This is a genomic window from Acinetobacter sp. G18, assembly GCF_052660225.1.
Window position 1 is genome coordinate 2,016,023 of the sequence record NZ_CP109658.1, and the last position, 12,300, is coordinate 2,028,322.

11 protein-coding genes are annotated in these 12,300 nt (G+C 39.4%); 3 read left to right on the plus strand and 8 right to left on the minus strand.

Annotated features, from left to right (window positions below; genetic code table 11):
- Positions 1-6 precede the first annotated feature (6 nt).
- Positions 7-861: a helix-turn-helix domain-containing protein gene (locus tag NE363_RS09625; protein ID WP_396463744.1), complete on the minus strand. Its 855-nt coding sequence runs from the start codon at positions 859-861 to the stop codon at positions 7-9.
- 166 nt (positions 862-1,027) lie between these two features.
- Here NE363_RS09625 and NE363_RS09630 point away from each other — a divergent pair, with 166 nt between their 5' ends.
- On the plus strand, positions 1,028-1,945 hold the full coding sequence (locus tag NE363_RS09630; RefSeq protein WP_445534930.1) for a DMT family transporter: 918 nt from the start codon (positions 1,028-1,030) through the stop codon (positions 1,943-1,945).
- A 32-nt stretch (positions 1,946-1,977) separates the two neighbouring features.
- Here NE363_RS09630 and NE363_RS09635 read toward each other — a convergent pair whose 3' ends face one another.
- From NE363_RS09635 to NE363_RS09650, 4 genes are all read right to left on the minus strand, one after another.
- A complete protein-coding gene (locus tag NE363_RS09635; protein ID WP_445534931.1) occupies positions 1,978-2,982 on the minus strand; it encodes a homoserine dehydrogenase in 1,005 nt (334 codons plus the stop codon).
- A 113-nt stretch (positions 2,983-3,095) separates the two neighbouring features.
- Positions 3,096-3,887 carry a sulfite exporter TauE/SafE family protein gene (locus tag NE363_RS09640; protein WP_445534932.1) on the minus strand — a complete coding sequence of 264 codons (792 nt, stop codon included), beginning with the start codon at positions 3,885-3,887 and terminating at the stop codon, positions 3,096-3,098.
- A gap of 253 nt (positions 3,888-4,140) precedes the next feature.
- Entirely contained in the window at positions 4,141-5,796 is a 1,656-nt protein-coding gene (locus NE363_RS09645; RefSeq protein ID WP_445534933.1) for a TIGR01244 family sulfur transferase, read from the minus strand.
- A 9-nt stretch (positions 5,797-5,805) separates the two neighbouring features.
- Entirely contained in the window at positions 5,806-6,501 is a 696-nt protein-coding gene (locus NE363_RS09650) for an MBL fold metallo-hydrolase (RefSeq protein ID WP_445534934.1), read from the minus strand.
- A gap of 191 nt (positions 6,502-6,692) precedes the next feature.
- On the opposite strand from NE363_RS09650, the gene NE363_RS09655 reads away from it, so the two are divergent.
- Together NE363_RS09655 and NE363_RS09660 are read left to right on the plus strand one after the other, a co-directional pair.
- Positions 6,693-7,964: a sigma-54 interaction domain-containing protein gene (locus NE363_RS09655; protein ID WP_445406230.1), complete on the plus strand. Its 1,272-nt coding sequence runs from the start codon at positions 6,693-6,695 to the stop codon at positions 7,962-7,964.
- Between the two features lie 70 nt (positions 7,965-8,034).
- Positions 8,035-8,946 (plus strand): bestrophin family protein, encoded by a 912-nt coding sequence (locus tag NE363_RS09660; RefSeq protein ID WP_174740648.1) that lies wholly within the window; start codon positions 8,035-8,037, stop codon positions 8,944-8,946.
- Between the two features lie 47 nt (positions 8,947-8,993).
- Here NE363_RS09660 and NE363_RS09665 read toward each other — a convergent pair whose 3' ends face one another.
- The 3 genes from NE363_RS09665 to lpdA are packed head-to-tail and all read right to left on the minus strand — an operon-like array spanning position 8,994 to position 12,297.
- The gene (locus NE363_RS09665) at positions 8,994-10,052 is read right to left on the minus strand and encodes a 2,3-butanediol dehydrogenase (protein ID WP_151683058.1); all 1,059 of its coding nucleotides are present in this window, start codon (positions 10,050-10,052) and stop codon (positions 8,994-8,996) included.
- Positions 10,053-10,081: 29 nt separating this feature from the next.
- Positions 10,082-10,867: an acetoin reductase gene (locus NE363_RS09670; protein ID WP_151683057.1), complete on the minus strand. Its 786-nt coding sequence runs from the start codon at positions 10,865-10,867 to the stop codon at positions 10,082-10,084.
- A 26-nt stretch (positions 10,868-10,893) separates the two neighbouring features.
- The gene (gene lpdA / locus NE363_RS09675; protein WP_445534935.1) at positions 10,894-12,297 is read right to left on the minus strand and encodes a dihydrolipoyl dehydrogenase; all 1,404 of its coding nucleotides are present in this window, start codon (positions 12,295-12,297) and stop codon (positions 10,894-10,896) included.
- Positions 12,298-12,300: the final 3 nt, after the last annotated feature.

The following is a 12,300-nucleotide window of genomic DNA, read 5'->3' on the forward strand; positions in this document are numbered from 1 at the left end:
AGTCCTTTAACGTAACTGCGAAGGACTCATGCCATAAAACTGTTTAAAGCGATGGCTTAAATGGCTTGCTGAACTAAAACCACATACTAGGGCAATATCTTGTAAAGAAAGTTGAGATGACTGAATTAACCCTTTTGCCTTAGTTAAGCGTCTTTGCATGACATATTGGTGAGGTGCCATATTCATAGATTGTTTAAACATATGAGCAAAATGGTATTCACTTAAATTCACAACATTTGCCAAATCAGACAAAGTGAGTGCTTGGTCTAAATGCCCTTCAATCCATTCTTGAATATATTTGAGTTTATGAGGAGCAAGGCCTCCTTTAATGGCAGGCTGTTGCCATTGAACACTACTGTATCTTCGAATTAAATGATTCAACAATAAACTGGCTGTAGTACTCATTTGTAAGTGGTTTGCTGAATCGCTCCAGTCACAATCTAATAGGAAAAACTGATATAACGCTCGAATCTTTTCGTCATCGTTAAAAACAACTTCGTTTAGTTCAATTTGATTGGGTTCTTTGTCCCATATTTTTTCGGCGACATCACGCAAATGTTGGTCGGTATAATACAAGTGAACGAATTTAAGCCCACCACGTATATCCCAAGTCGACTCCTGATGCTCAGGCAATAAGCAAAAACGCCCCGGCCCACCGCCGTTTTTCCAACCCGCAGGTGTTTTTTGATAGCTTTCATAGCCATCTTGAATATATAGGCTTAGAGTGTGATGATCGCTACAGACACTTACACGATCTTGCTGATTAGACCAAAATGCAAGTTGCATATTCTCATCAAGCACCACAGTTTCGTGAAGCTTGGCTTTAGATTGCTGTAGCTGTTCTAAAGTTTGATAGGCCATGCAAAATTAAAACGAATATCATTGAGCTTAAGTTAACCATATTCAGCAAAGTTCAGCTAGTTTAGATCTATAAAAAACGCAAGATCTTGCATGTATAACACAAGAATATATACGTGAAAAATGAAGCATTCCTAGATACTTAAGCTTGGTAATCGAGGATGAAGTTATGAATATTTTACTCTATGTTGCGGTGGTGTTGATTTGGGGAACAACATGGATTGGAATTGCCGTTCAAAGCCACTATGCAACACCCGTTGTCGCAATTTTATGGCGTTTTGCCATTTCAGCCTTATTACTGTGGGTTGTTTTACTATTTTCAGGAAAATTACAGCGAATTGCTTTAAAAGATCACTTGTTTTGTATGCTACAAGGACTCTGTGTTTTCGGCCTAAACTTTATTTGTTTTTATACTGCGGTTAAATATGTAAATAGCGGTTTAGAGTCTGTCATTTTTTCGATGGCTGTTTTCTTTAATGCCATTAATGCGCTTATCTTTTTTAAACAGAAACCTTCTCCAAACTTTGCGCCAGCTACACTTTTGGGTCTAAGTGGTATTGTTCTACTGTTTTGGCATGACCTCATTAATAGTCAGTTTAATGCGCAGTTATTAATGGGTATTGGGCTATGTGCAATAGGCACTTACGGTTTTTCTTTAGGAAATATGATTAGTGTTAGACACCAAAAACGTGGTCTAAATATCTTTTCAACAAACTGTTATGCCATGACTTATGGTGCATTGGTGATGTTAAGTCTAGCTTTATTTACAGGACAAGATTTAATGCCACCGATGAATTTCCCATTTTTAAGTTCGGTACTTTACTTGGCTGTATTTGGTACGGTTATTGGGTTTTCTGCTTATTTTTCTTTGGTTGGGCGCATTGGTGCAGCCAAAGCAGCATATAGCACGTTGCTTTTTCCTTTAGTTGCTCTAACTGTTTCTACTTTCTTTGAAGGTTATGTATGGACGCTAAATGCTGTATTTGGAATTTTATTAATCTTACTTGGCAACTACTTAATGTTTAGTAAGTTTGAAATTGGAAAAAAGTTATTTAGTAGTCAAAAAAATTGTGAGAAGCAGGCTTAAAAGCCTGCTTTTTTATAAGTGCTGATACAGATTTAGCAGTAAGTTTTTAGCATTAGCTCAAAATCTTTTAAAGCCGCAGCAGCAGTGGCTAAGGGTGCAGATGCTCCTCCACTTACAACAAGCTCCCCCATTTCTTTCGTTAACACTCGAATGCATTTATTAGAACCTTGCAGATGAGCAAAAGGATGATTTGCTGGGACTAGCCGTAATTCAACACCTGTTTGAATTTGCTGATTTTCAATATGAATAAAACCGACCAGACGAGGAACTACGTTTTCTTTTTTCCAATCACGAATATGATCAGCAGTCACATGGCTAATGCTTTGTTTTGGAATATCTTGAATTTTTATATCAGCTCCCAAAACAGTATTCGCTAGTATGGTAATTTTAGCAGCGGTATCCCATCCATCTACATCGAAAGAACTGTCAGGTTCCGCAATACCCTTTGCTTGAGCTTTTTCAAGAGATGCTGTAAACGCACATTCAAGTTGCAACATATCATTCAAAATAAAATTCGTGGTGCCTGTAAACACACCTTCAACTTCTAAAATTTGGCAGCCCGCCAAGTTATATTCAAACAAATCAACCGTCGGTAAGGCCGCAGCCGTTGCACCGCTAAAAAATAGTTTTTTATTCTGCTGATGTGCCAAGTTAATTAATTTTTTACCATCTACGACTAACGCGCCTTTAGATACCGCAATCGCATTCATGTTATGTGTTAAAGCATAATTTAAATAAAATAGGCCTTTCCCACCTGTCATATAGTCACTTGGCCCTGTCTCAATAATGACATCCGCCTGAACCTGTTCTAAAAATTTTTGCTCAGTTAGACCTGCTTGATATTGTGTTTTATCTAGCCACTTTGCAGCTTGTAAACCTTCTTGATCAATTAAACCTGATGATGAATTGCAGACACCCACTAAACGGGCATCAATTTGATATTTTTGTTGATAGTATGCCGATCGATTTAAAAGAAGCTTTGCAATTTGTTGCCCAATCCGTCCAAAACCACAAATTGCCACGTTAACTCGCTTCATATCGCTTTCTCAAAAATTTATATGATTTAAATCAAAAAGTTTCCATAGACAATTTCAATGCATCATCTCTGGAAACTTTATATTTATATAGATAAGTTAAAATACTATATCGCTCATATATTTGTTAGATTAACAATCTTAATGACCATATAAATTGCAACAGCAAAAACCATTAAAGCAAAGACTTTTTGTACAATCGCAGGTGGAATAAAGCGAATAGCTCGACGACCTAATAGCATGCCTGCTACACATGCAAAAGCAAACGCACTCGTAATGGCGACTGGATAATGAAAACCCTCTGCAATATGCATCACAATACTTATGCCACTAATGAGAAAAATAATCATAAGTGAGGTTGCAACAATGCTATGCATATCCAAATTTGTGACTTTTCTAAGCGCTGGTACAATTACAAAGCCACCACCAACCCCTAGCATACCAGTTAAAAGCCCCGCAATAATTCCAATGCCAGCAAGTACACCACCAGTTTTAAAATTCCAGATAAAGCGTCCCGTACTTGGGTTGACCTGACACGGCGGGTTATGAAAGTCTGATACTCGGTTACTAATAAGTCGATAGCCTACTGTAAACATGACCAAGCTAAACATTAACATGAGCCAGACAGGTGAAATCGTATTGGATATTAAGATTCCAATATGGGCCATTGGAGTACCAATAATTGCTATCCAGATTGCAGCGCGATAGCGCACAATCTTTTTAAATAAGCCTTCAATGGTTCCAATCAGGGTAGATAGCGCGACAGCCAGCAAACCAATAGGCGCTGCTTGAGCCACTGTCCAGCCTTGACTTGTCATAAGTGCAGGTACAGCGAGAATACCGCCACCCGCACCAGTAAGACCAAGTAAAAAGCCAATCACAATGCCTTCAACGACAAGTAGTAACATATCAAAAGCCTAAAATTGCATATATTTCATTTGCTGTGGACTGCCATTTGATGAGTAAGCAAATTCTCATCTTCTTGCGAAGCTTCAGTCGCTTCTCAGGGTAAAGCATTGCTTTACTTATCCTCTTCCGCTCGAGCATAGCTCTCGCCTTGCGCTCGTACAAAGCGTTGCTTTGCTTAACCTCTTAACTCGAACATAGTTCTCGTCTTCTTACGAAGCTTCAGTCGCTTCTCAGGGTAAAGCGTTGCTTTACTTATCCTCGCTCAGGTTTGACCATCCACTCGCGGCCTTTGAGCATGCCTTGCCAGTAAATCGGTGGCAAAATCTGTTCTTTAAGCAACCAAGCCAAACGAGATGGTTTTTGTCCATCAATCACCCATTTTGGAAAACTAGGAAGCAATTTACCGCCGTAACCAAACTCGGCTAGAACGATTTTTCCACGCTCTACTGTGAGTGGACATGAGCCATACCCATTGTATTCACAGAAGTTTTGTTCACCCTTGAGCTGCGTTATCACATTCACAGCGACGATCGGAGCTTGTGCGCGTGCAGCAGCAGCCGTTTTGGCATTAGGCGCATTCATCACATCACCTAAAGCGAAAATATTGGCATGCTGTGTGTGTTGTAAAGTTTGAGGATTCACACTCACCCAGCCTGCGTCATCAGTGAGAGTACTTGCACGAATAAAATCTGGGGCTTGTTGTGGTGGAACAACATGCAACATATCGAAATCGGTCTCGACTAATGCTGCATTTTCCTCATTCACTACCTTAAACCATGCTTTTTTTGCAGGCCCATCTACTTTGATCAGTTGATGATTAAAATGAAGTTCAGAGCCATATTTTTCGACGTATTGCATGAGTGCAGGCACATATTCCTTCACACCAAATAAAACAGCGCCAGTGTTATAAAAATGTATAGAGATATCTTTTAGTTTGCCTTGCTTTAACCAGTAGTCAGCTGAAAGATACATTGCTTTTTGAGGAGCACCAGCACATTTAATCGGCATAGGCGGTTGAGTAAAGATCGCCTTTCCACCGTTTAGCTGTTGCACCAGTTCCCATGTATACGGCGCTAGATCATAACGATAGTTAGACGTTACCCCATTTTTACCTAAGGTTTCGACTAAACCTTCAATTCCATGCCAGTTGAGTTTTAAACCAGGACAAACGACTAAGGCTTTATATTGAATGGGCTGACATCCTTCCAAAATAACCTGATTATGCTCAGGGTCGAATCCAGCAACCGCGGCTTTCATCCATTTTACTTTTGAAGGAATCACACTTGCCATTGAGCGTGCAGTGACGTGCGGTTTAAAAATACCACCACCCACCATAGTCCAGCCCGGTTGATAATAATGAGTGTCTGCCGGATCAATAATGACAATATCCAAATGAGGTTCACGAGACAGTAAACTTGATGCTACAGAAATTCCAGCTGCGCCTGCTCCCACAATCACAACGCTATAGCAAGGAACTGAGCTTGGTTCATGATCTCTTTTTAAAATACGTGGAACTAGGCCTTTTAAGTTAAAACCAAGTTTGTTACCCGATTCAACTAACAGTGCTGCATCTTTTGGAGCAACTTCGGCCAAAGCCCATAAACTGATTGCACGCATACCAGAACGGCAATACGCTAAAACAGGTTTTTGGGCATTCTGATAAAGCTGTTTAAACTCGGCAACTTGTTGATCGGTAATTTTGCCACTGCTAACAGGTTGATAAATTACCTTTAGGCCATGTCGCTGAGATGCTTCTTCAATTTCAATCACATTGGGTTGGTCTGCACCTTCTCCATCCGGGCGGTTACATATCAGAGTCTTTACTCCCTGATCTGCAATTTTTGCGACATCATCAGCGGTGATTTGAGCAGCAACATAAAATTCTTGATTAACTCGTTTAATTTCCATATTGCCACCTTATGATTGTGAAATTGAGCCGCAGGCCTGATTAGCAGGAAGTGCTTTATCGATCTGCTTTGGATATGGAAGATTTAAATTATTCATTAATTTAATAAAATCTTCACGCGAACGATTCTGGCCTAAACGTGAGTTATTTAAACGTTCATTGCCAATCGTTGAAGATAAACGACCTTTATAATCGTGTCCCGGGTAAACAATTGTTTCGTCAGGCAAGTTAAATAGTTGTTTATGAATACTGTCATATAGTGTGCCTGCATTTCCCTGCTGGAAGTCAGTTCGACCGCATCCATCAATTAATAATGCATCACCAGTGAAAACCATATTTCCCACCAAATAACTCGTACAAGCATTGGTATGACCTGGTGTATAACGTGCTTCAATACTAAGTTTGCCTAGTTTCAGCGTACAACCATCTGTAATTAGAATATCTCCACAACTTACATCTGAGTTTTTATGTAAAACCGATTTACAATGAAAACTTTCACGCAGTAAATTTGCAGCAGTAATATGATCTGCATGAACATGTGTATCTAAGGTATAGATGAGCGTAAATTGATGCTTTTCTAATTCTTTTGCATAGATTTCTATATCTGATGCAACTGGGTCAATTAAAACAGCCTCTCGTGTTTCTTCACATCCAAGCATATATGTATAAGTCGAACTTTCTTGTTCAAAAAATTGCTTAAAGAACATGATTTATACCCCGATAATTTATTTCTATCCTATATTTTGCAAATACAATGCCAATTATTTTTATTTAAATAATAAGTTTAAAAATCATATAGTTAATTAAAAATTTAAAATTAAAATGAGAATATAAACTTTTCTTGATGTTTCTGTGAAACTCAAGTATGTTTCAATGAAACGATTGTGAAACATATAAAATGGCAAAGCTAAATTTTGAGTCAGAACAAGATTTTTATATTTTATTTGAGCAACTTAAGGCTTTATTCCCAAATGCGAGTCTGTTTTTAGCAGACACAACGACTCACGCAATTTACTATAAATTTAACACAGATGATATTTCTGTCGAGAGCATGGCAGCGCTTACTCAAGATCATCACAATCAATATCTTGAGATCAATACTCCTAAAGTTAGAAAGCGATTTATCTATCAAGAACATGATATTTATATTGCCGAGCATCGGATTATTGGGAAGCTACATATTTTACAGCCGATAAGCAATGAAAATGACATTACAGAACCGTTAGAAATAACAGAGCAATTGAAAGACTTAGCCAAAGTTTTTAATAGCTGCTCACCAGAAATGGCTCGTATGTTTTCGATTATTCAAAGAGTAGCTATAACTGAGTTTCCAGTGCTTGTCCGCGGTGAATCTGGCAGTGGTAAAGAATTGGTAGCAAAAGCCATTCACGATTATAGCCAGCGCAAAAACAAAATTTTTGTAGCGATTAACTGTGCTGCTCTCAATGCAAATATTTTAGAAAGTGAGCTGTTTGGACATGTAAAAGGTGCTTTCACGGGAGCAATTCGTGATCATAAAGGCGTGTTTGAACGTGCCGCTGGTGGAACACTTTTTCTGGATGAAATTGCCGAGATTCCTTTAGAGCTTCAGGCTAAATTATTACGAGTGTTAGAAACAGGTGAGTTTACTCCAGTGGGTGGTGAAAAACCGATTCAGGCCAATGTCCGAATTATTACTGCAACACATAAAGCTTTACGCGAAGAAGCTAAAGCTGGACGGTTCCGTCATGATTTACTTTACCGTTTACGCGTAATTCCAATTTTTATACCGCCACTCAGAGAACGAAAAGTCGATATTCCACTCATTGTCGATCAGATTTTAAAAGAAAGCTCAACTCAACTCGACACCATGCCTCGTCATGTCAATCAAAAAGCCATGCAAGTTCTTTTAAATTATGACTGGCCAGGAAATGTTCGTGAGCTTAAAAACACCCTACTTTATGCGTTAACGATGGCAAATGGTAAGGATGAGATTGAAGTTGAAGACTTACCAAATGAACTTTTAAATGCTGACGATTACGTTAAATTGCCTGAGACAAATACCGAGCTTAGTCCAGAAAATGTGCAAGCTGCTTTAGAAAAATATGACCATAACCTGAATATGGTTGCTAATATTTTTGGTATTAGCCGTACAACGCTTTGGCGTTATAGACAAAAACATAAGCTTTAGCTAGGTATTTGTTAGATCTAAGGCGTATCATATTGCAGTTGGTTAGATCCATTAAATTCAAAGGCTTTCTATGATTGTTCGCGATAAAAGCAACGTTTTTAAACTCTTATTTGCATGGAAAGGAACTGTTCTACCCAAGGTCTTGCCAGCATTAAGTTTTGTTGTATTTATTTCAGCATGTGTAGTTTGGCTTTCCTATTATCATTGGATTCAAATTCCTACCGTACCCGCGATTGGATTTACTATTTTTGGTGTAATTCTTTCTATTTGTACTGGCTTTAGAAATAACGCCTGTTATGACCGTTGGTGGGAAGGCCGCAAACTTTGGGGTGCATTAATTGCTAATGCCAGACATATTGTTAGAGACAGCCATGTTCTATCTAATGAACAACGTGAACATTTAATTCATCAGGTTTTAATTTTTAGTAATTTACTACGTGATCGACTGCGCCAGCAAACCGCTGAACCGACCAAATTTCTCGAACATGCGTATTTAAATAACTCTTCACTTGATTATTTAAATGAACATATTAATGCACCACAGTTTGTACTCGAAAACATTCAAAAAGATTTAGTTAAAATACTAAAGGACGGCGAAATTAGTGACATTATCTATAGCACGCTAAATCGACATATTATTGAGTTAGGCAATATTCAAGCAGGTTGTGACCGTATTGCCGGTACACCTTTACCCTACTCTTATTCTGTACTTTTACATCGCGCTGTTTATTGTTTTTGTTTCATATTACCGTTTAGCCTTGAAGCTGCTTTAGGTATTTGGACACCGCTTATTGTTGGCTTAATCGCTTATATGTTTTTAGGGCTAGATGCTTTAAGTGCTCAAATTGAAGAACCTTTTGGTTTGCAAGAAAATGATTTACCGCTCGATTCTATTGTACGTTTGATTGAACGTGAGTCTCTAAGCTCTTTAGGACAGCCATTACCTCCTATTATTGAAGCCAAAAACAACAATTTACTTTAATAAAAAAGAGCGATGATTCGCTCTTTTTTACATGTTTAAGTTTCTATTTAGGGTTGTACAATAATCTTAACTGCCGACTCATTGTTATGAATTAAGGTTTCAAAACCTTGTGAAATCAAATCATCCAGTTGAATACGCTGCGTAATAAAAGGTTCAAGATTTATTTTACCTTCTTCAACCAGTTTGATCGTCTCCTGATGGTCATTTACATAGGCAATTGTGCCTCGTACATCAAGCTCTTTCATTACCACACTATGCACATTAATTGATGCTGGATGGCTCCAAATCGAAACTATGACAATCACACCAGTTGGTTTCACTGCTGCAACTAAAGTATCTAATACCTTGTTAACGCTACTACATTCAAATGCGACATCGACACCATCGCCATTGGTAATTTTCATAACCTCAGAAATAACATCAACTTCAGATGGGTCTAAAATATAATCTGCGACTCCCGACTCTTTGGCTTTTTCTTTACGTTTGGCACTTAACTCGGTAATGATGACTTTAAGACCTTTCGCTTTTAAAATTGCCGAAAGCAATAAACCAATTGGCCCAGCACCGCCAACCAGTGCAATATCACCAGCCTTTGCACCACTACGCACGAAAGCATGGTGACCCACCGATAACGGTTCAATTAAGGCTGCCTGATCTAGTGGAATTTTATTAGAAATTGGATGCACCCAACGGCGTTTAACCGCAATTTTTTCCGATAGACCACCGCCACGACCACCTAAACCAATAAAGTTCATATTTTTGGAAAGATGATAATTATCGCCCGGTCCAGTCGGTACATCATCGGCCACAATATAAGGCTCTACCACCACATGCTGACCAATTTCAATGTCATCAACACCGTCACCTACAGCATAGACAACACCTGAAAACTCATGGCCCATGGTAATCGGTGCAGATTCACCTGAAATAGGATGTGGATGTCCACATGGTGGAATAAAAATTGGCCCTTCCATAAATTCGTGCAAATCTGTACCACATATTCCACACCAAGCTACCTTAATGCCTACAGTGCCAGGACTGACTTCTGGTTCAGGGATATCTTCAATACGAATATCGCCTCTGTCATAAAAACGCGCTGCTTTCATTATTATCTCCCTCAAATCAGGATGTTGTTTTAGCGATAGACTATTCCACCGTCCGTTAAAATGGATTGACCCGTAATATAGTCTGAATCTTCACTTGCCAGAAAAGCAACTAATGCAGCCACATCATCTGGTGTTTGGGCTCTACCTAAAGCAATGCCTTCTACATACTTTTTATAAGTTTCACCTATAGTGGCACCAGTAATTTCAGCAAAACGTTTATCAATTTCAACCCACATGTCTGTTCCGACAATTCCGGGGCAATATCCATTTACCGTAATACCATGACTGGCATATTCTTTTGCCGCAGCTTGCGTAAGTGCCCGTACTGCAAATTTGGTTGCCGAGTAAATACCGAGTAAAGCAAAACCATCATGGCCTGCAATTGAACAGGCATTAATGATTTTACCTTTATGTTGGCGTTGCTTAAATTTTGCAGCAGCCGCCTGAATACCCCACAGTACGCCACCAATATTGATATCGACTATTTTTTGAAATTCATCAGGTGTGATATCCGCAATCGCCTGAACCTGTGCAATTCCAGCATTATTAATCATGACATCAAACCCGCCAAGTGTCTGCTCAGCATGATTTATAGCGGCATACACTTGCTCTCGGTCACTTACATCAGCAATAAATGTGCTCGCATTTACACCTAAAGCCTGAATTTCCTGCTGCACATCGTTCAGTCGATCTTGTTTCATATCCACTAATGCAATATGTGCCCCTTCTTGCGCCAAGCGCAGGGCAATCCCACGGCCAATGCCTTGAGCTGCCCCCGTCACTAAAACGACTTTATTTTTTAATCCCTTAACCATGTTCAACTCCTGTAAATGTAGAATTTCTACATATGAATCGCTCGTTGCATGGACGCCAAAATGGATTCATGCATGGCTTCTGATAATGTTGGATGCGGGAAAATCACTTGAGCTAAACTTTCATCAGTTGCTTCTAGATATTTGGCAATCGCAAAGCCTTGGATATGTTCAGTCACTTCATGACCTACCATATGTGCACCAAGTAATTCACCCGTTTCTGCATGAATAATAGTTTTCACAAAACCTGACGCATCTCCAATTGCCAAAGCTTTACCATTTGCAGTTAAAGAAAACTTGCCGATTCGTACAGGTAAATTCTGAGCTTTTGCTACGTTTTCCGTTAAACCAATACTCGCCACTTGTGGATGAGTAAAAATACAACCCGGAATCTGACTACGATCGAGTGAATGTATGTTTGCTACACCAGCAATTTTCTCGACACATATCATGGCTTCATGGCTTGCTTTATGGGCAAGACACGGTGCTCCAGCCACGTCACCAATCGCATAAAGCCCTGCTACATTGGTTTTACAATAGTCATCAATTGCCACAAAACCTTGTGGATTCAGTTCTACACCTAAACGCTCTAGTCCTAACCCTGTGGTATTCGGCTGTACACCAATTGCCGAAAGCACACGGTCGAAAATAATCGTTTGAACGTCATTTGCCGTTTCAATTACACAGTGGACTTGATCATTTTCAATTTGAATACTTTGAACAACAGCATCGGTTAAGACCTTCATTCCTTTTTGTTCAAATTGCTTTCTGACAAATTGAGCAACTTCCGCATCTTCAGTTGGTAAAATTTGCTTGGCTAAATCAATAAGCGTGACCTGACATCCTAAATCTTGATAAAGACTAGCAAACTCACTGCCAATTGCACCTGAGCCAACAACTAATAAGCTTTTCGGTAATTGCTCTGGTACAAGCGCTTCTTTATAACTCCACACATACTTTCCATCGACAGCAAGCTGAGGAACATGTCGAGCTTTAGCTCCAGTTGCCAAAATAATATGCGGTGCACTCAAAGCCTGACTTTTACCTTGAGCATCTGTCACTTCAAGTTTTTCTTTAGCCGTAAGTTGAGCACGGCCATTAAACACTGTCACCTGATTCTTTTTCAGCAGGTAGTCGATGCCTTGTACTAACTGAGCTGACACTTGTCGGCTATGCTGCACAAGCTTTTGAATATCAAAATCGAGTTGAGATACCTGAAAACCAAACTGTCCAGCATGTTTAAACTGGTTTGCAAGCTCAGCCCCTGCAAGCAAAGCTTTAGTTGGAATACAGCCCCAATTTAGACAAATTCCGCCTAAATGTTGCTCTTCTACAATTGCGGTTTTTAACCCGAGCTGGGCTGCACGAATTGCAGCCACATACCCACCCGGTCCCGCGCCAATCACAATTAAATCAAATTGAGCTTCTGACATGCG